The sequence below is a fragment of the Puia dinghuensis genome (assembly GCF_014642875.1).
In the GTDB taxonomy this organism is placed as follows: Bacteria; Bacteroidota; Bacteroidia; order Chitinophagales; family Chitinophagaceae; genus Puia; species Puia dinghuensis.
In genome coordinates this window covers 605936-624436 of the sequence record NZ_BMJC01000001.1, presented here as the reverse complement: position 1 = coordinate 624436, position 18501 = coordinate 605936, and the positions used below count along the sequence as shown (strand labels likewise).

Annotated in this window: 24 protein-coding genes; 13 read left to right on the top strand and 11 right to left on the bottom strand. The window is 53.0% G+C overall.

The window, feature by feature from the left end; all coding sequences use genetic code 11:
* Nucleotides 1–93: 93 nt before the first annotated feature.
* Together IEY39_RS02305 and IEY39_RS02300 are read left to right on the top strand one after the other, a co-directional pair.
* Nucleotides 94–675 (top strand): Crp/Fnr family transcriptional regulator, encoded by a 582-nt coding sequence (locus IEY39_RS02305; RefSeq protein WP_188928109.1) that lies wholly within the window; start codon nucleotides 94–96, stop codon nucleotides 673–675.
* A 54-nt stretch (nucleotides 676–729) separates the two neighbouring features.
* Nucleotides 730–1179, top strand: coding sequence for a DoxX family protein (locus IEY39_RS02300; RefSeq protein WP_188928102.1), 450 nt, complete (start codon nucleotides 730–732; stop codon nucleotides 1177–1179).
* On the opposite strand, the gene IEY39_RS02295 is transcribed toward IEY39_RS02300, so the two are convergent.
* Complete coding sequence (locus tag IEY39_RS02295; RefSeq protein ID WP_188928101.1) at nucleotides 1145–2008, bottom strand: SDR family NAD(P)-dependent oxidoreductase; 864 nt, start codon at nucleotides 2006–2008, stop codon at nucleotides 1145–1147. The two genes, IEY39_RS02300 and IEY39_RS02295, sit on opposite strands and share 35 nt — an antisense overlap.
* 49 nt (nucleotides 2009–2057) lie before the next feature.
* On the opposite strand from IEY39_RS02295, the gene IEY39_RS02290 reads away from it, so the two are divergent.
* Nucleotides 2058–2720, top strand: coding sequence for an NAD-dependent epimerase/dehydratase family protein (locus IEY39_RS02290; RefSeq protein WP_188928099.1), 663 nt, complete (start codon nucleotides 2058–2060; stop codon nucleotides 2718–2720).
* A 52-nt stretch (nucleotides 2721–2772) separates the two neighbouring features.
* On the opposite strand, the gene IEY39_RS02285 is transcribed toward IEY39_RS02290, so the two are convergent.
* From IEY39_RS02285 to IEY39_RS02275, 3 genes are read right to left on the bottom strand one after another with little or no spacing between them, the layout of a single operon-like run.
* Nucleotides 2773–3435 (bottom strand): DUF1349 domain-containing protein, encoded by a 663-nt coding sequence (locus IEY39_RS02285; protein WP_188928097.1) that lies wholly within the window; start codon nucleotides 3433–3435, stop codon nucleotides 2773–2775.
* Between the two features lie 5 nt (nucleotides 3436–3440).
* Nucleotides 3441–4226, bottom strand: coding sequence for an alpha/beta fold hydrolase (locus IEY39_RS02280; RefSeq protein WP_188928095.1), 786 nt, complete (start codon nucleotides 4224–4226; stop codon nucleotides 3441–3443).
* A gap of 31 nt (nucleotides 4227–4257) precedes the next feature.
* Entirely contained in the window at nucleotides 4258–4800 is a 543-nt protein-coding gene (locus tag IEY39_RS02275; RefSeq protein WP_188928093.1) for a DUF3455 domain-containing protein, read from the bottom strand.
* A gap of 122 nt (nucleotides 4801–4922) precedes the next feature.
* On the opposite strand from IEY39_RS02275, the gene IEY39_RS02270 reads away from it, so the two are divergent.
* Nucleotides 4923–5339: a hypothetical protein gene (locus tag IEY39_RS02270; protein ID WP_188928091.1), complete on the top strand. Its 417-nt coding sequence runs from the start codon at nucleotides 4923–4925 to the stop codon at nucleotides 5337–5339.
* A 27-nt stretch (nucleotides 5340–5366) separates the two neighbouring features.
* Here IEY39_RS02270 and IEY39_RS02265 read toward each other — a convergent pair whose 3' ends face one another.
* Together IEY39_RS02265 and IEY39_RS02260 are read right to left on the bottom strand one after the other, a co-directional pair.
* A complete protein-coding gene (locus tag IEY39_RS02265) occupies nucleotides 5367–5888 on the bottom strand; it encodes an SRPBCC family protein (protein WP_188928089.1) in 522 nt (173 codons plus the stop codon).
* Nucleotides 5889–5909: 21 nt separating this feature from the next.
* Nucleotides 5910–6224, bottom strand: coding sequence for an ArsR/SmtB family transcription factor (locus IEY39_RS02260; RefSeq protein WP_188928087.1), 315 nt, complete (start codon nucleotides 6222–6224; stop codon nucleotides 5910–5912).
* A gap of 122 nt (nucleotides 6225–6346) precedes the next feature.
* Between IEY39_RS02260 and IEY39_RS02255 the strand changes: the two genes are divergently transcribed.
* The 3 genes from IEY39_RS02255 (at nucleotide 6347) to IEY39_RS02245 (ending at nucleotide 8337) form a co-directional block, all read left to right on the top strand.
* Nucleotides 6347–7108, top strand: a complete 762-nt coding sequence (locus IEY39_RS02255; RefSeq protein ID WP_188928085.1) for a hypothetical protein — start codon at nucleotides 6347–6349, stop codon at nucleotides 7106–7108.
* Nucleotides 7089–7919, top strand: coding sequence for a formylglycine-generating enzyme family protein (locus IEY39_RS02250; RefSeq protein WP_188928083.1), 831 nt, complete (start codon nucleotides 7089–7091; stop codon nucleotides 7917–7919). The genes IEY39_RS02255 and IEY39_RS02250 overlap by 20 nt, the downstream gene beginning before the upstream one ends.
* 112 nt (nucleotides 7920–8031) lie before the next feature.
* Entirely contained in the window at nucleotides 8032–8337 is a 306-nt protein-coding gene (locus IEY39_RS02245; protein WP_188928078.1) for a GldL-related protein, read from the top strand.
* Here the strand turns inward: IEY39_RS02245 and IEY39_RS02240 are convergent.
* Nucleotides 8327–8710 (bottom strand): hypothetical protein, encoded by a 384-nt coding sequence (locus IEY39_RS02240; RefSeq protein WP_229688733.1) that lies wholly within the window; start codon nucleotides 8708–8710, stop codon nucleotides 8327–8329. The genes IEY39_RS02245 and IEY39_RS02240 overlap by 11 nt on opposite strands.
* Nucleotides 8711–8775: 65 nt before the next feature.
* Here IEY39_RS02240 and IEY39_RS02235 point away from each other — a divergent pair, with 65 nt between their 5' ends.
* The 5 genes from IEY39_RS02235 (at nucleotide 8776) to IEY39_RS02215 (ending at nucleotide 13915) form a co-directional block, all read left to right on the top strand.
* On the top strand, nucleotides 8776–9606 hold the full coding sequence (locus IEY39_RS02235) for an N-acetylmuramoyl-L-alanine amidase (protein WP_188928074.1): 831 nt from the start codon (nucleotides 8776–8778) through the stop codon (nucleotides 9604–9606).
* 154 nt (nucleotides 9607–9760) lie between these two features.
* A complete protein-coding gene (locus tag IEY39_RS30165) occupies nucleotides 9761–10441 on the top strand; it encodes a DUF4331 family protein (RefSeq protein ID WP_188928072.1) in 681 nt (226 codons plus the stop codon).
* An 18-nt stretch (nucleotides 10442–10459) separates the two neighbouring features.
* A complete protein-coding gene (locus IEY39_RS30160; protein WP_188928069.1) occupies nucleotides 10460–10984 on the top strand; it encodes a DUF4331 family protein in 525 nt (174 codons plus the stop codon).
* Complete coding sequence (locus IEY39_RS02220; RefSeq protein WP_188928067.1) at nucleotides 10984–13260, top strand: TonB-dependent receptor; 2277 nt, start codon at nucleotides 10984–10986, stop codon at nucleotides 13258–13260. Before IEY39_RS30160 ends, IEY39_RS02220 begins: the two co-directional genes overlap by 1 nt.
* The gene (locus IEY39_RS02215; protein ID WP_188928065.1) at nucleotides 13244–13915 is read left to right on the top strand and encodes a HupE/UreJ family protein; all 672 of its coding nucleotides are present in this window, start codon (nucleotides 13244–13246) and stop codon (nucleotides 13913–13915) included. Before IEY39_RS02220 ends, IEY39_RS02215 begins: the two co-directional genes overlap by 17 nt.
* Here the strand turns inward: IEY39_RS02215 and IEY39_RS02210 are convergent.
* Nucleotides 13904–15196, bottom strand: coding sequence for a tetratricopeptide repeat protein (locus IEY39_RS02210; protein ID WP_188928063.1), 1293 nt, complete (start codon nucleotides 15194–15196; stop codon nucleotides 13904–13906). The two genes, IEY39_RS02215 and IEY39_RS02210, sit on opposite strands and share 12 nt — an antisense overlap.
* A 49-nt stretch (nucleotides 15197–15245) precedes the next feature.
* The gene (locus tag IEY39_RS02205) at nucleotides 15246–16223 is read right to left on the bottom strand and encodes a GlxA family transcriptional regulator (RefSeq protein ID WP_188928061.1); all 978 of its coding nucleotides are present in this window, start codon (nucleotides 16221–16223) and stop codon (nucleotides 15246–15248) included.
* Nucleotides 16224–16373: 150 nt separating this feature from the next.
* On the opposite strand from IEY39_RS02205, the gene IEY39_RS02200 reads away from it, so the two are divergent.
* Nucleotides 16374–16709: a hypothetical protein gene (locus tag IEY39_RS02200; RefSeq protein WP_188928059.1), complete on the top strand. Its 336-nt coding sequence runs from the start codon at nucleotides 16374–16376 to the stop codon at nucleotides 16707–16709.
* Nucleotides 16710–16730: 21 nt separating this feature from the next.
* Here IEY39_RS02200 and IEY39_RS02195 read toward each other — a convergent pair whose 3' ends face one another.
* Nucleotides 16731–17999, bottom strand: coding sequence for an amidohydrolase/deacetylase family metallohydrolase (locus IEY39_RS02195; protein WP_188928057.1), 1269 nt, complete (start codon nucleotides 17997–17999; stop codon nucleotides 16731–16733).
* Nucleotides 17992–18492: a RidA family protein gene (locus IEY39_RS02190; RefSeq protein ID WP_188928055.1), complete on the bottom strand. Its 501-nt coding sequence runs from the start codon at nucleotides 18490–18492 to the stop codon at nucleotides 17992–17994. Before IEY39_RS02190 ends, IEY39_RS02195 begins: the two co-directional genes overlap by 8 nt.
* Nucleotides 18493–18501: the final 9 nt, after the last annotated feature.

Below are 18501 nucleotides of genomic sequence, written 5' to 3'. Positions count from 1 at the left end.
CTGATTACCGGCAAAAATGAGGCATCTGCACAACTTATTCGTTTGCAGGCATTATGGAATTGTTAATTGTCAATCCTGTATCTTTAAGGCAGGATGGATGAATTCTCAGCCATACGGGAGACCTACAGCCGCATCATGCCCCTTCCGGACGACGAATGGCAGGATTTTGCCGGGCGGCTTACGCTGAAGCATTTTGACAAGGGCGACTTTCTCATTCGTGAGGGGCAGGTGGAGAGCCATATCTATTTCCTCAACGAGGGAGCTACCCGCAACTATTTTATCAAAGATGGCAAGGAGTTCACCGTGGACTTTCATTTCAAGGGGGATTTCGTGACAGCCTACTATTCCTTCATCTCCCGGGAGCCCAGCCAGATATATATAGAATTATTGGCGGACGCGGAAACCCTCTCCATTGACCATACCTCCTTGCAGGAGTTTTACCGTAATAACCATAATGGAGAAAGGATCGGCAGGTTGATGGCCGAACATCAATATATGAAAAGACTGAAGCGGGAAATGGACTTCCTTTCGCTCACCGCAGAAGCCCGGTATGGGGAGCTCCTGGCCAAAAGCCCTCAACTGATCAGCACGCTGTCTGTCAAGCACTTGTCCTCCTATCTCGGCATTCAGCCGGAAAGCCTGAGCCGGATACGAAAGGCGCAAAGCCGAAACTAACATACATCATTTTACAGGAAGGCGCCGCAGGGGATATTTGTGAAAAATAATTAAATGAAACCGCTAATCATCCTGCTTATAGTATTCGCCTTGACTGCAGGCATCTCTAAAATAACGACCGGCAACTGGCAGTTGGCGACAGCCGGCAATGTAGCCATGTGCATAATGCTCTTTCTCACGGCATTCGCACATTTCAAATTTACAAGAGGGATGACCATGATGCTGCCGGAGCGTATCCCTTTCAGGGAAGGGCTTGTCTATTTGACTGGCGTCGTTGAGATACTCATCGGTATAGCCCTGCTTTTCCCTTCCCAGCGCCATCTTTCTGGCATCATTCTTATCGCTTTTTTGATCTTACTGCTGCCGGCCAACATCTATGCCGCGATGCATCACATCAATTATGAAACGGGGACAACCGACGGGAAAGGACTGAATTATTTATGGTTCCGCGTTCCGTTACAGGTCTTTTTCATTGCCTGGGTATGCTACTTTTCTCTCCGTTAGCGTTGTTGCCCTCAAACGTTGGATAGCTCGCCTCTGATGATTGCACCCGGTAGTTCAATCCCGCTGTCGTGCCGCCCGTCACATCGATGGTTACTCCGGTTATCTGGCCGGCCCTGTCGGATGCCAGGAATACCGCAACGTTGGCGATATCGGCCATCAACGGGAGTTTTTTCAGCATCGTATCTTCTTTCATTGTCCGGAGAATGGGCTCCATGCCGGCTGGGTCGTGGTCGATCGCCTCTTTAAATACCCTTGAATCGGGGGAGCCGCCCGACCGGATATTCACCACGCGTATGCCATAAATACCCAGCTCCGATGCAAGGTTTCTCGACAAGCTCTCTACGGCGCAGCATGCCGGGGCAAAGTTGCCGGTAAAGGGATACCCTATCCCGCCGGGCGTGGCCGTCAATGACAAAATGACCCCCGACCGCTGCTTCATCATTACCCTGGCGGCTGCAACGGCGGTGAGGAACCGGGTATGCATGGTCAAAGATATCGATCGTACAAAATCCTCCACTCCGATATCGGTCAACGGCATGTTTTGTATCACCGGGATGTCGACGGCATTAAAGGATATATCTACTGTTCCGGCTTTTTGCACCACCCTTTCGAGGTGACCGACGACGGCCTTTTCATCCATCGCATCTACTGCCTCCGCTTCCGCGTCTTCCCCGGCGCCGAGAATTTCATTGGCTACCTTTTGGATAGAGGGAAGCCGGTGGCCGGTAAGAAATACCTTTGCGCCCGCGCTGGCAAATGCTTTTGCGACTGTGCTGCCCAGGGAGCCCCCAGCGCCGTATATAATGGCATTTTTGTTTTGAAGGTTCATATTTGGTGTAATTTTGAATTAGAACAATATATTCAAATTCGGCGATACCATGAAAGTCAAAGCCATCATCACCGGAACTACGGGCATGGTCGGGGAAGGTGTCCTGCTCGAGTGCCTGAATCATCCTGATGTCGAACAGGTGCTGGTCATCAACCGCCGGCCGGGAGGCGTGTCGCATCCTCGCCTGCGCGAGATCATTCATACCGATTTTTTTAACCTGGCGCCGATCGAACAGCAACTCACCGGCTATAATGCCTGCTTTTTTTGTCTTGGCGTGTCATCTGTTGGGATAAGCAAGGAGGAATATAAGCACATCACCTTCGACCTCACTCTCCATGTAGGCCAGGTGCTGGCAAGGACCAACCCCGAGATGACCTTTTGCTACGTGTCGGGCGCGGGCACAGACAGCAGTGAAAAAGGCAGGTTGGCATGGGCCCGCGTAAAAGGCGCTACCGAAAATGCGTTGATGGGAATATTCAAACGGGCATACATGTTCCGTCCTGCCTTTATGAAAGCCAGCCCCGGGCAAAAAAATCTGAAGGGCTGGTACAAATACTTCGCCTGGCTTTATCCCATCGGTCATGCGCTTTACCCGGCAGGCTTCTGCACCTTACAGGAAGTTGGCCAGGCCATGATCAACACCGTTATCAAAGGCTATCCCAAACGGATACTGGAGGTAAAGGATATCGTTGCCCTGGCGAAAGCGGTTTAGGCTGCCTACCTGAATTGTCGATGGGTGTTATGCGTTTCCACTTTTTTGTCTTTTATTCCCCCAGATAGGGGTCACCAATCTTCTTCGTAGAATAATGAATATGAGAGAACAGAACCGTACAGTGCTGCCCTGTCGGCGATTGCGCCAGGAACCCGATCTTCAGCGGGGCGGTGCTGTCGAATTGAAGGTGTCGCACTAAAAACCAGCTTCGGCCTTCCATCGAATAATAAAGCGTAATGACGTTGCCGGCCTTTGCTATTTTATAATAGATGGTGTACGCGGCGGCTGCGGCCGAATTGCAATCATCCGAGATGCCTTTTGTAACCACGCTTACTACCCTCTTCTGACCAGTATAGTCTTTTTCAAAACAAAATTTTATCCAGTTGAGGCTGTCTGCCTTTAGCACGATGGCGCCCCCATCCCATTTGTTCACGAAGTCATGATGGATAGCGGCCGTAAGGATAAAATTACTATCTGCAACAAACAGCAGCTTGGGTGCATTGTCCGTGTTATAGGCCACATTCGGGTCACGGAACATATCCGTTTTTTCTCCCGCCACTATCAGGAGATGGCCGCCACCGGTCTCAAAGCGGATGGGCCTGTTTTCCCAAAACAGCTTCCTGGGCAGCGAAGGCAGGCTCACCGAATCGCCGGGCTGCGCTTGTATCCCGGCAAAAGGAATCAACAAGAGAGCAAAGCAAAAAAGAACCTTCATCTGTATTATGTATTTAAGAACGAATCTATCATAGCCGTCACCAGCGACGGAGTTGGATTGTTCTCGTAGGGCGTACAGATCTCGCCGATATAGTCCCCGTGTCCGCCTGGCAGGATGGCCAGCCGGGCATGTGGCAGTGTCCGCGATAGGGCCAGCGCATGTTCCGCGAGCACCACTTCGGCATCACCGTTTAAAACCAGCACCGGCGCCTGGATGGTTTTTATAGCCGCATCGCCGATGTCTTTAAAAGCCTTCATTCTTGCGACATCCCGGTCAAACATTCGCTGTAATCCCTTAGGGTCCGGATTGGCTTTCAGATAGGCTTCTTTTAGCAGTGGGGGCATATCGTCCAGGCTTACATGGGAAAAACCCTCAAAGAAACCGGGGGGCATCCCATCCCGTCTGAACGTGGCGGAGGCCGGAACCAGCTTATGCACCAGTTGCGGGTGGCGGATAGCGATCTGCAGGCAGGTAGTACCTCCGTTGCTGAAACCCATAATATCCGCTTGCCCGATCTGAAGATGATCGAGCAGGGCGGCCACGTCATCGGCATCCTGTTCGAAGCTAAGCGGACGATCGATATCAAGCGTATGACCGTGGGCTTGCAACTCCACGGCGATCACCCGGTGTGTTCGGGCAAGAACCGGCAGGATGCGGCCAAAAGTGCTCTCGATAGTAGACCCCCCGCCATGGAGCAATACCAGCGGTCTGCCGTTGCCGTGGAGCTCGTAATAGAGTTGCAAACCGTTGATTGGTGCATAATGGCCGTTGGAGGAATTTGGCGTGCTCATGCACAAATATATGATGCATCTATGAGACCAATCAATCCCGGCCGTAGAAGAGGTATTCCGCGGTATATTCTACCCGGCGATATTGGCCTTTGTGCGATCGGCTGGCGCCGGTTGAAGGCGCTTTCCCTCCCTTGGTATTGATCCTTTGAATAAACGTGATCTTTCCGAGTTGGCCGTCCTGTGAGGTGGAAGTCGCCTGCAACAGCAGCCAGGGGATGGCATCGGGGTCGGGTGCATCTGCCTGTTGGAATTTGGCGCCTACGACTTTCGACCCATCCGTGCTTTCCCAGGTCGGGTGTTTCGCATCATCGAAATAATGCTTTCCTATCTGCTGCTGGTAATCTGCCCCGGAATATAAAGTAGCCTGGGGCTCCGCCAAGGTCCAGACATACCGGCTCGTATCGGTAGGCATAGGCGCACAAACATAGATCTGCACTCCTTTGGCGTACGTATGAAGGATCAGCTTATTACCCTTGGGGACTTCCAGGGACGAGGGGATCGACTGGTTCTGCCCAAATCCCCTTGCCGATACCAGGACCAGCATCACCCCCACCAGTATGTGGAAAACGCGCATCTTGTTTCTTTTGGGAGCTAAGGTCGCAAATTATTGGAAAGGGAAATTTATTTATTATTTCCCCAGCATCCCATACAACGCTGAGGCAAGTTTTTCTGTCATCGTGACAAAAGACTCCTGACATGAAAATATTCGGATTATGGATGATCCTATTTGCCCTGTTTGTAGCAGCCTGCAGCAAACCCGGTAATAACTGCAATTTCCCCACTTTTGCCTGCCTGCAGGGCAATTGGATCGAAAAAGAAAGTACCGATTCGAGTAATGTGAAGGAATCCATCCAGGTCTACATGGAAAACAACCGGCAGATCCTTTATGACTGGACCGCCGTTGCTGAGTTGCAGATGTCGCAACTTGCGATTGGGAAGTATTATTTTGGGGAGCTTCCCGGCCAGGATAGCGTATCCTTGACTTCTGCATTATATGCACATTCCACCACTTATCACTGGTATCTCAAGATGATCAGCAATAACGAGATAGAGATCGACTATGGATTCCCGCCCGGTCCTCCCCCGTTCAAAAAAAGATATGTACGCGAATAAGCCAACGGAGCATCGAGGCTAAGCGTGCTAAAACCGGCGCGCGTATTCCTCTTCCATCTCCATATACCGCTGCCAGAAATTAGGGGGGACCTTTCCTTCGAGATGGTCTTGCAGAACATCCAGATGGGTATGCCATCCGCCGGACATACTGATCCGCGCATAGGTATCCTTGGGGAGTTTGGTATGCGTCAGCACCAGCAATACCTTGTCCTGTTTCTCCTCCAGCGTGATGGTGACTTCCGAATCTCCCTCAAAGGTAAAAGACAGCAGATAGGGGGCATTTACCTTTAATATCGTACCGGTAGAGCTGGTCCCTGCTTCCATATCCTTGAACTTTTCAGGCGGGGGACCGGGCACCGGACTCAATTCCTTGTGCAGAAAGAACAGGGTCGCCTTCCCGCCTTCGAAGAGCTGCATTTCTCCGCTGGCGAACCATTTTCCCCGTTTGTCCGATTCCGTGAGATAGGCCCATACTCTTTCGATGGGCCCGGGCAGCAACCGTTCGAACCGAAGGGTGTCCGGTGCTATCATCTTTCCCATTGTGTCCATATAGTTTATTTAAGTGGTTGTTTATTCCGCTTCGTTCAGCAGATCCTCCAGGGTATCCAGCCGGCTGTTCCAGAATGCCCGGTATTGCTCCGCCCATTGTATCACTTCCTGCAGCGCCTGAAGACTGGCAGTACAATGCCGTTCGCGCCCCTGCTTTACGACAGTTACGAGCCCGCATTCCGTCAGGATGCGGAGGTGTTTGGAGATAGCTGGCTGGCTAATGTTGAAATTCCCCGCCACCGTGTTCAACGTTAGCGTCTGCCCTGCCAGGAGCCCGATGATCGCTCTTCTGGTGGGGTCGGCGATGGCCTGGAAAACATCCCTGCGTGCTTTCATGTCTCGATCTTATAAAATATAACCAAATGGTTTACTAAAGATATATATAACCATTCGGTTTGCCAAAATTTCCGGCTATTATTTTCATTTTGGATTCCGGGCAAAAGCCATATTTTTCGGCCATGAAACGCTTGACTCCCGCCCTCCTGCTTGTCCTTGGATTTTGCGCTTGTGCGGCTCCAGGTAAAAAAACGGCAACAGCCGATGTCGTGAAGGTATTCTCAACAGCGACAATGGATACCATAATGACCACACCGCCCTATGGCGTGGATAAAGTAGCAGAGCTGATGACTAAAATGAAGACGGTGGATGATACCGCCGCCGGCGGGGATGCCTCGATAACTGCGCTGAATGATACAGCCTATGCTTCCCTTACGCTAAGGGAAAAATTTACCTATCATATGTTGAACCAGGAAGAATTCAGCCAGATGTGCGACATTCTGCCAGAAAGGAAAGAGGAAGGGAAGCGCATCTACGGTTTTCTGCCCAATGTATTTGGGGAATATGACTGGAGCGACCGCCAGGCGGCCTTTTTCAAGGATAACCGGGATTCGGTGGAGACTATGATGAAGGAGATGATCGCAAAGGATGGGTATGTCGGGGCCAATCTCCGGGCGGCCATCGTCATGATGAATGGAAAAGAGATGATCCCTACCATTATTGACGTCTACAAAAGAGGGTATAAAGATCACTATCTCCTCACCGTACTGATGCTCCTGATGGAATCGAACAAATATCCCGAGTTTATGAACTCCACCTCCTATAAGAAGCTGTATGGAGATGAGACCGGCGGATATTCCAAATATCTTGTCTACAACCAGGCCAACGAAGACCTGATCTTCCAACGTGCCACCAATTTTTACAATGGCCTGTCTGCGAAATAGCATTTTCGCCACCCTGGTGCTGCTGATCGCCTCATTTGCGGCGGTGGCCCAGGCTGAACATAGCTTTGTCCTGGTGCCCAAGGGCCGGTATACTGTCGGTAAGAAGGACAGCCGGCAGAACCCGCTGCGCACCGTACAGCTGGACAGTTTTCGCATAGCCATCTACGAAACGACCAACCGGCAATTCGCCGCCTTTGTCAAGGCCACGGGCTATGTTACCGACGCGGAGAAGCGGCATGACGCCATGGTATTCCAGCCGGGGTTGGCGGAGTTCCGATGGATAAAGGATAGCACGGCCTTCTGGCGCTGGCCCAACGGCCGCACCAGGGGCGGCATTGACAACCGCATGGACCACCCCGTCACCTGTATCAGCTACCGCGACGTGCTGGCCTACTGCGCCTGGGCCGGGGTGCGGCTGCCCACACTGGAAGAATGGGAGGTGGCCTGCCGCGCCGGATCGACCACGGATTATTTTTTTGGCAGCGACGACAGCCGCATCGGGGAATATGCCAACATCTGGCATGGTCACGATCACCTGAAGGCCGATCATTCGGATGGCTATATGTATACCGCCCCGGTGGGCAGTTTCAAACCCAACGCATGGGGACTGTATGACATGTATGGCAATGTCTTTGAATTCTGCACGGGCAAAGTATTGCCCACGGAAAAGTCCACCATCGCTCATGCGCGTGGCGGCTCCTGGTGGTGCAGCAAGAGCACCTGCGAGTCTTTTAATTCCTACAGCATCGGACAGGTAAATATCCACGCTTCGTTCAGCAACCAGGGGTTCCGGGCGGTGCGATCGCATTAATGGTGACCCGAATATATTTATTTTGGATGCATCCAAATCTTATGTATATTTGGAAAAACACCCTCTTCACTAAAATCAAGCATGGCCTCTTTCTACATAAAATGGTAGCGATATGCTTTTTGACAAGATCATCAACACAGCCTTTTCCCTGGGGGCGGCCATCGTCATATTCGGCGCCTGGGCCAAGATCGAAACAAAAGAATTTGGTGACACAGCCCTGACGGCGGGCCTGCTCACAGAGACGACGATTTTCTGCATCTATGGTTTGCTTGAATGGCGAAAGAAGCCCCGCGCCCGGGAAGAAGTACCGGCACCCCCGGCCCACCCCGGTACACCGGTACGCAAAGAACAGGTCGAAGAGCTGACGGCCTCCATCCGCCAGACGGCCCACATCCTGAACAAGATATTCAGGGTGTAGGAACCTTCTTCCATTTCGCGGTAGTGATCGACGTCGCCCGTCCCTGACAGAGATCATCGATCAGCGTAAAATTGAGCATATCTTCCACCCGGGCAAATTTGTATCTCCCGGGGGTATCGGGACAGGTAAATTGCCCATCATAATCGTTGAGCAAAACCGTATCGCCCGAGATCTTACAAACCGAACGGACAAGGACTGTACCATTACTGCCGGTGACAAATGAAGAGTCGGTGCGGATATGCCAGACAATCGTGTCGTACACCGGCTCGGCAATGTATGCCTTCCAATTCGTATTGATAAGGGACTGGGCCTGCACCCGCGATAACATCGCGGTCGTTACCCATAGCATAAGCAGGATGGTAAGGTGTTTCATCATCGAGGTTTTGAAGTAATATACCCTATTTTTGGCTAACTTGTACCCTTAGCTAATTTTCCCGTATGCTTTATAACTATTCCTTCCGCGCCCTCCTGTTTGCAGCCCTGTGGCTGTTTGTTCTCGATGCATGTACAGTCAATCCTTACCGACAAACGAACCGATCGTACAAGCAGCAGGCCCGGCGATATGCAGATACGCTTCGTGCATACCCACTTTCCGCAGGCGCCGACTCCATTCCACAAGCGCCCTACTGGGTGGGCACCACCAATTTCAACCTGCGTAAACCGAATTTTGTGATCATTCACCATACAGCGCAAAACAGCTGTCCCCAGACACTGAAAACTTTCACCGTAACCCGCACGCAGGTGAGCGCACACTATGTCATCTGCCGCGATGGCGCCGTCTATCACATGCTGAACGATTATTTACGGGCCTGGCAGGCCGGCGTCAGCAAATGGGGCAACCTCACCGATGTCAATTCCATCTCCATCGGCATCGAACTGGACAACAATGGGGCCGAACCTTTCTCCGATCAACAGATCAGCAGCCTCCTTCATCTGCTGACAAAACTGAAAACTGCATACAATATTCCCACCGCCAATTTCATCGGCCATGGCGACATCGCCCCCACCCGCAAGGACGACCCCAGCTATCTCTTCCCCTGGAAAAATCTGGCGGATAAAGGATTCGGGTTATGGTATAATGACACCACCGGGGTCATCGTTCCCCCGGGATTCAGCAGCCTGATGGCCCTCCGCATCATCGGTTATGATATAAAGGACAGCAGCGCCGCAGCCTTGGCCTTCAAACGGCATTTTGAACAGGATACTACCCGGACATGGGGCGCGCCCGATCAAAAGATTCTCTACTCGCTGTATCGCCAATATCAATAGGCGGCATAGAATAAATTTCAATAAATAATGCGGACGCGAAATCCGCACCAATCCGCGCGCCGTATATATTTCTCGAAAACGTTTCTCTCCTACCCTCTCTATCTCTACGCTGCGGCGGAGTCTCTCTATTTATTTATTATTAACAAACATTACAATGAAACGAAAAAAAATCGTGCTCATGGTAGCTTGTGCTGTCCTGACTGTAAGTGGTATCCTCTATGCCGCAGACCATATGGACGCACCGGCTGTAAAAGGTCAGCCGACAGACATCACTGACCTCTATGTTTTCCAGGGAAAGAACACCGACAACCTTGTCTTTGTAGGCAATTCACAAGGATTGCTGGCGCCGTCCGCTACGGGCGCGGCGTCCTTCAACCCCAACACGCTTATCCAGTTTAAGATCGACAACGACGGCGACAACGCGGAAGACCTCGTGATCCAGGCCATCTACAAGGATGGAAAGGTCGACTTCTTCGGGCTCACGCATCCTTCTTTTACCGGCTTGCGTACCAAGATCGAAGAGGGTCATTTTCTGGGTTCTGTCGACGTAACGCCCTATGGCGCCGGCACGCCGATCGTAGCCACCGGAAAGGATGGGATCAAATTCTTTGCGGGTCCCCGCGACGATCCCTTCTTCTTCGATCTCGACCAGTTTCATAAGATCGTCGGCGGTATGGCCACCAGCTTCAACAATCCCGGACATGACACCTTCGCGGGCACCAATGTCCTCAGCATCGTCGTTGAGGTTCCCAAGTCGCTGTTGCACCCGCAAAATGGAAAGATCAATGTCTGGCTGACCACCAGCACCGCAGAAACCACCCCAAAGCAATCGTAACAATTAACACAGATCAAGATGAAAAATGTACTAAAAAACGCTCTGTTTGGGCTGACGGCGCTTGCCTGTTTTGCCTCCTGTCATAAGCATAACCCTGTCACACCAGAGGTCTTCTATGATGAGGCCGATCAGATGGGAAGGCCGGCCATCAATACGGTCTTTATCAAAGCCCCCGATAAAGACAAGTTCAATGTAACCATCCCAAGCGTAATGGCCGCAACCTTTGGTTCGGAAATGAAGTCCAGCCTCCTTGGTCTCAACCCGGGCTATACGACTAACCTGCTGGGATTGAATGCCGATCAATTCATCGGCGTCTTGTCCACGGATGTGCTCAATGCCGCCACAACCGGACCCACCACCTTTTACGACGGCACCCATGTGCTGACGGGAAGGGCCCTGGCCGACGATGTCATCGATGTCGAACTGCATCTGGTCTTCGGCGGCCCCGACGGATCAGCCAACCCGGGGCTCACCAGCGATCATGTCGACGCTAATGACGTTCCCTTTCTTCCTGAATTCCCATACCTTGCCCAGCCTCATTGATGAAATGGCCCCTGACCATCCTGATCCTTTTGGGCGCTATTGGCTGTCACGCGCAATCCGGCGCAAGTGGTTCGGTGGTGGACAAGTTCACGCATGCACCGCTGGAGCTGGCCGTCGTGCAGGATATGGCCACCGGTGAAAGCGTATTCACGGATGGTCAGGGACATTTTTCGCTCACACGCTCATCTGGGGATACCCTCCGGGTGAGCGTTTCTTTCATCGGCTATCAGTCGCGGCAGCTCGGGCTTAGCGCCCATAACAGGCATGCCCTCATCGAACTGGAAATGAGCCCTCTCGACCTGAAGACCGTGACTATCACCGGTAAAGCCGGGATCAATTCCTTCCATACCCTCGGCCGCATCGATCTCAACCTGCAACCGGCCCGGTCTGCACAAGATCTCCTGCGACTCGTTCCCGGGCTCTTCATCGCCCAACACCAGGGCGGTGGCAAGGCCGAACAGATATTCCTCCGCGGCTTTGACGCCGATCACGGCACCGATGTCAATATCTCCGTGGACGGCATACCCGTCAACCTGGTCTCCCATGCTCACGGCCAGGGATATGCTGACCTGCATTTCCTTATCCCGGAGACGGTGGCATCTTACGACTTCGGCAAAGGCCCCTACTATGCCGGCCGCGGCGATTTTACAACGGCCGGCTATATCGCATATCAAACCATCAACGTGCCTGAACACAGCATGGTCAAAGCAGAAGGCGGGCAGTTCAATACGGGCCGCATCGTGGCACTGCTCGACTTGCTTCCGAAAAAGGCCCGTGACCAGGGACGCAGCGCCTACATCGCCGGTGAAGGATTGTATTCGGATGGGCCCTTCGATTACCCGGAGCAATTCAACCGTGTCAACCTGTTCGGCAAATTCATCACCCCCCTCAACAGCAGCAACCAACTGACCCTCACCCTGTCCACCTTCGCTTCGGGCTGGCGGGCTTCCGGGGAGATCCCCAACCGGGCGGTGGCCGAAGGAGTGATCCACGACCGCTTTGGCGTCATCGATAGCGCCCAGGGCGGCTATACAAGCCGCACCAATGCCAGCATCAGGCTTCTCTCCAATCTTTCCCATCATTTTACCCTGGAGAACCAGGTGTATTATTCGCACTATTTCTTCAACCTTATCTCCAATTTTACGTTCTATTATTTCTACCCGTCCGCCGGCGACGAATTCCGGCAGCACGAAGAGCGAAACATAACGGGGACAAACACTCGCCTTTCGCACCAGGCGACGATCGCAGCCGGAACCCTCACCTCGGTCATTGGCATCGGCACCCGCTATGACGCCATCAACCCCAGCATGCTGGCCCATACCCTCGATGGTAAACAGCTGCTCGGCTACATCCAATCAGGGCACATCCGGGAAACAAACGGCAACGCTTACCTCGACGAAAGTTTCGAGTCGGGTAAATGGCTTTTCAATGCCGGCCTGCGCCTCGACCATCTGCAATTCTTCTATGGCAATGAAGCCCCGACAGCCGACACGGCAGCAGCGATATACCATGACAGATCACCCCGGTCGGCAAAGACCATCTTCTGTCCAAAGATCAGTGTCCAATATACTCCCAACGCGCAATTACAGTTCTACGCCCGGACGGGCAAGGGCTTCCATTCCAATGACGCCCGCATCGTCATCGCCAACCGTGGCTATCAGATACTTCCTGCCGCCTACGGCGCCGACCTTGGCATCAATTGGAAACCGCTGCCGGGACTGTTTGTCAACGCCGCACTTTGGTATCTTTATCTCCAGCAGGAATTTACCTATGGCGCCGACCTGGGCGACCAGGCCGTGTCACCCGGCGGAAAGACGACGCGTAAAGGCCTCGACCTGGCCCTTCGCTATCAGCTCACTCCCTGGCTGTATGGCGCCCTGAATATCGATCTCGCCAAACCTCGACAACAAGACGCACCCAAAGGGCAGGACTACCTGCCGCTGGCGCCCACCTTTACCAGCACCGGCGGCCTGGACTTCCACCTGCCCAACGGGCTCAACGGCGGCATCAGCTATCGCTATATGCACAACCGGCCGGCTAATGAAACCAATACCCTGACGGCCCTGGGATATTGGGTCAGCGACCTCACGGTGAATTACACCAGGAAGCGATACGAACTGGGCCTGGCCGTCGAAAACCTCCTCAACACCACCTGGAACGAATCCCAGTTCGCGTACACCTCCCGACTGAGATCGGAAGCTGCGCCCGTCAATGAAGTAAGCTATACACCCGGCACGCCCTTCTTTTTAAAACTGAAATATGCGCGGTTCTTTTAACTATCGCAAGCTCGCCCTGCTTTCGCTGGCAGGTTCCCTCTTCTGCCAACCCCTGTCGGCGCATGTCATCGTGGGCGAACTCGAAAAGCTATCGGCCGGCAGCGCGGCCCTGCTCTATCTCAAATTAGGTTATCAGCACATTCTCCCCCTGGGCCTCGATCACATCCTGTTTGTGCTCAGCCTTTTTCTCCTTAGCCCTCGCATAAAGCCCGTGATAGGCCAGGCCACCGCCTTCACCATCGCGCATTCTGTCACGCTTGCCCTTGCCATGTATCATGTCATCACGCCGCCTGCCCGCATCGTGGAAAGCCTCATCGCCATCTCCATTCTTTATGTTGCCCTGGAGAACATCTTCTCACCGCGGTTAAAGAAAACCCGCATAGGCATTGTCTTCTTATTTGGCTTGGTTCACGGCATGGGATTCGCCGGTGCGCTTGGCCAATTGGGGCTTCCGCCCAACGCGTATTTGTTGTCCCTTGTGATGTTCAATGTCGGGGTGGAATTGGGGCAGATGACGGTTATCGTTGCGGCTTTCCTGCTGGTGGGAAAATGGTTTGGCGGGAAGCCCTGGTACCGGCAGCGTGTCGTCATCCCGCTTTCGGTCCTCATCGCCGGGATTGCCGCCTTCTGGACGATCCAACGCTTATTCTTCTAATGCTTTCCGGATATAGGCAGCGTCGGCCGGATCGAGATCATACCGCGTCTTGTCGGCCGCCTTATAGAATTCTCTTGCGTTGTACATCTTCCCCAACCCCTCCATAATGTGGCCCATCCAGTAAAGTTCCAGCGCTTCCAGCGGCTTGCCCGACACCTGTTGCTGAAAGACGGCATACGCCTGGTCTTTCTTACCATCGGCAAAAAGCGCCCACGCATACCAGGCATACGTCTGTGGTGTTGCCCGGTTATGCAGCTCATCGGCAGCAAGGGCTTCCGCGGCGGCAGGGTTTTTCAGAATACCGGTGTACAACCCGATGAGGTATTTGTTATACATCCTTCCATATACCGGCAAGGTGGCCTTTGCAACAAATTCCCGGGCATAATGCAACCAAAGTGCGCTGTCACCCCTTGCTTCGGCCATCTGCTGTAATTTGAACAAGGCATCCGGTAATGCATTCTTCTCCTGTACAAAATGAAAGATGGTTGAAGCAAGGGAGTCGTCCCCGTCATGCACCAACGCGATCCATCCCAGTCCCATCCAGCTGTGGAAGTCGGCACTGTTGCGACCGATACAAGCCAGATAAGCATCCCGGGCATCCGCCGGAGCCCCCGCATGCAGGTAAAGATCGCCCACATTCGCCTGCGCGACATCCTTCAGGTAATCGCTTGACTCCGCCAACGCGACAGCCCTATTCATATCACCGATCGCGCTGTCCAGCTCGCCATCCAGGTGATCTATCCGCGATTTGCGAAAGTAATAGCCATAATCATTGGGCGACTGGATGGCGTTGAGTTCGGTCTTTGCCTGGAAATAATTGCCCAGCTCGAAAGCTACATCAAAGGAGGTAGCATGGGACTCATAGGGGCGCAGCCCCAATTGCTTTGCTTTTTGCAAAAAACTGTCGGCCTCCCGGAAACGATGACCGGTGATGCAAAGCGATACCAGTCCCATATCCGCGGATGTTTCCCGGTGGTTGAAATTCCGGTCTACCGCACGAAGAATGCTGTCGGCCTTTCTCAGGCTGTCGATCTCGCCAAAAAGCCGGAAAGATAAAGCGAGACAACCGGCATACCGCGATTCATTGAGATAGCCGGCGACAGCAGGATCGATCCTGCTACGCCAGAACCGCAATTCTGCCTGGTTTTGCGTAGCAAGGACAGAAGGTGTATAGTGAGTGATCAGGCTGTCGACCAACGACCGGCCGACAAGGGCCTTTTCTTTGTGCCCGCAGGAGCCGAGCCCGACAGGCAGGAGCAAGGCCAGGAGTAGCTTTTTCAAGACGAGGGTTTTCCTCATCTACGAAAGAGGCCTTTATTCAGATGCGCGATTATACATATTCCCGGTTATACCGGTTGCGGTATTGCAGGGGAGAAAGACCGGTCACCTTCTTGAAGATCGTCCGGAAGGCCTTTGCATCGGTATAGCCCACCCTGTCCATGACTTCATTGACCCCGAGGCGCGAGGTCTCCAGGCTCTTCTTCACCGCCTCCATCTTCACCCGCTGGATATATTCCATTACTGTATTGCCTGTGGCTTTCTTGAAGCGGCGTTCCAGGTTCCTGCGGCCCACGATGAGCTTCTCCGCCAGCTCGTCGACGGTGATCTTACAATGCGTGTTCTTCTCGATAAAGTCCTGCGCAGCCTGCACCGCCGCGTCCTCATGGTTCTTTTGCCCGGTGAAGATGATAAACGGCGACTGGCTCACCCGTTGGTAATCCACCTGGAAGCCCTTCGCGCAGGTGACCGCTATCTCCCGGCCGCAATATTTCTCTACCAGGTAGACAATCAGGTTGAGCCAGGAATAAGCGCCCCCGCTGGTATAGATGTTGTTCTCGTCGGTGATGATCTTGTCTTCCACGAGATTGACGTCAGGATACATCTCCCGGAAGGCATGGGCAAAGTCCCAATGGGTGGTACAGCATCGGCCGTTGAGCAAACCCGTCCCCGCCAGCAAAAAGGCGCCGATGCAAAGCGCTGCTACCGCCGCCCCCTGTCGATGCCGCTCTACGATCCAGTCCAGCATTGGCTGATTGTCGGAAAGAATTTTTTGCTTGTCGCCATGCACCGAAGGAATAATGATAAGATCGGTTTGGCTCACCTCCCCGATCAACACATCGGGAAATACGCGAAAACGGCCCTCCTTCATCTGTACTTCCCGCCCCAAGCCGACGAGCTGTACGACAAACAGGTCATCGCAGCCCGCTTCGATAAGCCAGTCATTCACCCGCGTGAGGATTTGATAGGTTCCTTCAATAGTGGTTAAACTGCATTCCCCTTCGGGAACAAGTATCGAAACGTGTTTCATATAATAAAAATACTAAGGAACTGGCGTTCAGCAAAATAACAGGAAAGGCAACTAGTGGTAAATGGGGTTTTCGGCAAATGACGATCCCGGCTGCATACTTTTAACGCCCGGCAGCCGTTTTAAGCGCGCAAAAACGTAAATCATACCCTTATGAAAAAGTCCATTCTTCCGCTTATTTTTTGCTTTGCCATTGCAACTGTAAATGTCCACGCCAGTGAAGGCGGCAAAACCAAAGGAGGGATGCCCGAGAAAAAAAGCTCTCCTGCTATTCACAATATTCTCTCTGATAAATTGCCCGCCCGCCTGCAGAAATCGATCAAAAAGGAGTATAGCAACTATTGGATCACCGGGCTCTACAGATCTGAGCTCAATGGTAAGGTTGCTTATCACATCACCATCGAGAATCCTGACCAGATCGTCAGGTTGAGCGCCACGCCTTCCACCCAATGGGCGGTCAATCACATCACGCCCAAAGACGCCCAATAAGGGAATCCGCGAAAGTGTTGGTCAATGCGTAGCACCATTGGCCGGTATCGCCCGGGGCAGCACCAGCGGCCGGGTGATACCATTCAGATCGTATACGATCTTGCCGGCCCTGATCGTCATCTCGCACTCGAATTTCTGATCGCCTTCGATGCGCTGACCGGTGTAATCGTAAAATCCAAATTTGCCTTTACGCAGGTTAAGTATGGCGATGTCCGCTACGTCGCCGACGGAAAGATGCCCCAGGTCTTCGTGATGTATCTCCCGCGCAGGGTTCCAGGTGACGGCCTGTATCACATCATGCAGATTCATTCCCATCGCCAGGAATTTCGACATGCAATTGAGGATATCCTTCATCGACGTGTTCATACTATGCGCGTGGATATCCGTGCTGATGGAGTTGGGGAAGAAACCGTTCCGAAGGGCCGGTATGGCCTGTGAAAAAGTAAAGCTGATCTCCCCATACCCGACATCGAAGATGATGCCTTTCTGCTGCGCCTCCCGGACAAATGGCTTCACCTGGTGAGTGAGCGTGTCGACGATGAATTCCCGGCTGCCCAGCTGCGCAAAGCAGTGTGTAAAGATGTCCCCCGGCCGCAAATGCTGGAAGAACAATTCCTGTATCGATAGCGGCGGTGTTGTACCCCCGAAGTCGATCATCACGGGCAGATTCGCCAGCTTCCCTGCTTTCACCGCTTCATCCACCGGGGTCCATTCCGGGCCCGAGTAATGGGCTACCTTGAAACCCACGATAATGTCCTTGTATTGCCTGGCCGTCATGGCAGCCAACTTTCCATCCATGTCTTTCGTATCTTGTTCGTAGGGACTTCCCCGCATCCCCGACCCGACGATGTTCAGAAAGGCCAGCACCCGCGTACGGGCATTGTCTATCACCTCCCGCTTGAAGATGGCGAAGTCCCGCCAGCCCGAACAGCCCGCGTCCACTACTGTCGTCACACCCGTCCGGAAACTGAATACATCCGGGGGAATGGCCGAACTGCCGCCACAGTACCCCCGGGCGGGATCCGTACCGAAAAATACATGGACATGCAGGTCGATAAGCCCCGGCGTGACAAGGAAACCGCGGGCATCCACCACCTGCACCGCCTGCCGCGTGTCGATGTTCTTTTCTACCTTGACGATATGGCCATCATTAATGCCAATATCCATCACTTCCTGGATATTGTTCTTTACATCGATCACTGTCCCACCCTTGATGACAATAGCATATTCCTGCGCCCGCAGGGAAAAAAAGGCGCAGCAAAGAAGAAGCAGGGTCCCAAACTTATACATAGGCAATGCAATCCATTTCAACAAGCGAATTCCCCGGCACGCCACCCTTAGCAACGGCGACGGTCGTACGAACAGGGGGTTTGTTGCCAAACCGGCCCTTGTAGACCTCGTTCATCCCCTGGTAATCGGCGATATCATTGAGAAATACCGAAACCTTTAATACCTTTTCCATCGAAGAGCCGGCGGCGATCAGCTCCTTCTCCAGTTCTTTCAGCACTATCTCCGTGTGCGCCTTTATCTCGAAGGGTTCCACATGCGCCCCTTTGCCGGCAATGAACACCAGCCCCCTGTGTTTGGTCGAACCTGAGAACAGCGGTACCTCCTGGTCATTGATGACATTGAACACTTCCTTTTCACCAACAGCGGGTGTAGCGGCAGGAGCAGGTGTGGTTGCTGCTGCAGCACTTTCTGCCTTGGCAACAAATCCAAGACCCAGCGTTCCGCCGACCGCCATCAATAATTTTTTAAGGGCGCTTCTTCTTTGCTTTTCCATAATTGCAAT

Bases quoted from the DNA above. Each gene is read 5' to 3' on its own strand.
- IEY39_RS02215 (WP_188928065.1), top strand. From the start codon at position 13,244: ATGCGCGGTTCTTTTAACTATCGCAAGCTCGCCCTGCTTTCGCTGGCA.
- IEY39_RS02255 (WP_188928085.1), top strand. From the start codon at position 6,347: ATGAAACGCTTGACTCCCGCCCTCCTGCTTGTCCTTGGATTTTGCGCT.
- IEY39_RS02195 (WP_188928057.1), bottom strand. From the start codon at position 17,999: ATGTATAAGTTTGGGACCCTGCTTCTTCTTTGCTGCGCCTTTTTTTCC.
- IEY39_RS02295 (WP_188928101.1), bottom strand. From the start codon at position 2,008: ATGAACCTTCAAAACAAAAATGCCATTATATACGGCGCTGGGGGCTCC.
- IEY39_RS02290 (WP_188928099.1), top strand. From the start codon at position 2,058: ATGAAAGTCAAAGCCATCATCACCGGAACTACGGGCATGGTCGGGGAA.
- IEY39_RS30165 (WP_188928072.1), top strand. From the start codon at position 9,761: ATGAAACGAAAAAAAATCGTGCTCATGGTAGCTTGTGCTGTCCTGACT.
- IEY39_RS02305 (WP_188928109.1), top strand. From the start codon at position 94: ATGGATGAATTCTCAGCCATACGGGAGACCTACAGCCGCATCATGCCC.
- IEY39_RS02280 (WP_188928095.1), bottom strand. From the start codon at position 4,226: ATGAGCACGCCAAATTCCTCCAACGGCCATTATGCACCAATCAACGGT.
- IEY39_RS02265 (WP_188928089.1), bottom strand. From the start codon at position 5,888: ATGGACACAATGGGAAAGATGATAGCACCGGACACCCTTCGGTTCGAA.
- IEY39_RS02275 (WP_188928093.1), bottom strand. From the start codon at position 4,800: ATGCGCGTTTTCCACATACTGGTGGGGGTGATGCTGGTCCTGGTATCG.
- IEY39_RS02260 (WP_188928087.1), bottom strand. From the start codon at position 6,224: ATGAAAGCACGCAGGGATGTTTTCCAGGCCATCGCCGACCCCACCAGA.
- IEY39_RS02300 (WP_188928102.1), top strand. From the start codon at position 730: ATGAAACCGCTAATCATCCTGCTTATAGTATTCGCCTTGACTGCAGGC.
- IEY39_RS02285 (WP_188928097.1), bottom strand. From the start codon at position 3,435: ATGAAGGTTCTTTTTTGCTTTGCTCTCTTGTTGATTCCTTTTGCCGGG.
- IEY39_RS02190 (WP_188928055.1), bottom strand. From the start codon at position 18,492: ATGGAAAAGCAAAGAAGAAGCGCCCTTAAAAAATTATTGATGGCGGTC.
- IEY39_RS02240 (WP_229688733.1), bottom strand. From the start codon at position 8,710: ATGAAACACCTTACCATCCTGCTTATGCTATGGGTAACGACCGCGATG.
- IEY39_RS02205 (WP_188928061.1), bottom strand. From the start codon at position 16,223: ATGAAACACGTTTCGATACTTGTTCCCGAAGGGGAATGCAGTTTAACC.
- IEY39_RS02200 (WP_188928059.1), top strand. From the start codon at position 16,374: ATGAAAAAGTCCATTCTTCCGCTTATTTTTTGCTTTGCCATTGCAACT.
- IEY39_RS02220 (WP_188928067.1), top strand. From the start codon at position 10,984: ATGAAATGGCCCCTGACCATCCTGATCCTTTTGGGCGCTATTGGCTGT.
- IEY39_RS02270 (WP_188928091.1), top strand. From the start codon at position 4,923: ATGAAAATATTCGGATTATGGATGATCCTATTTGCCCTGTTTGTAGCA.
- IEY39_RS02235 (WP_188928074.1), top strand. From the start codon at position 8,776: ATGCTTTATAACTATTCCTTCCGCGCCCTCCTGTTTGCAGCCCTGTGG.
- IEY39_RS02250 (WP_188928083.1), top strand. From the start codon at position 7,089: ATGGCCTGTCTGCGAAATAGCATTTTCGCCACCCTGGTGCTGCTGATC.
- IEY39_RS02245 (WP_188928078.1), top strand. From the start codon at position 8,032: ATGCTTTTTGACAAGATCATCAACACAGCCTTTTCCCTGGGGGCGGCC.
- IEY39_RS30160 (WP_188928069.1), top strand. From the start codon at position 10,460: ATGAAAAATGTACTAAAAAACGCTCTGTTTGGGCTGACGGCGCTTGCC.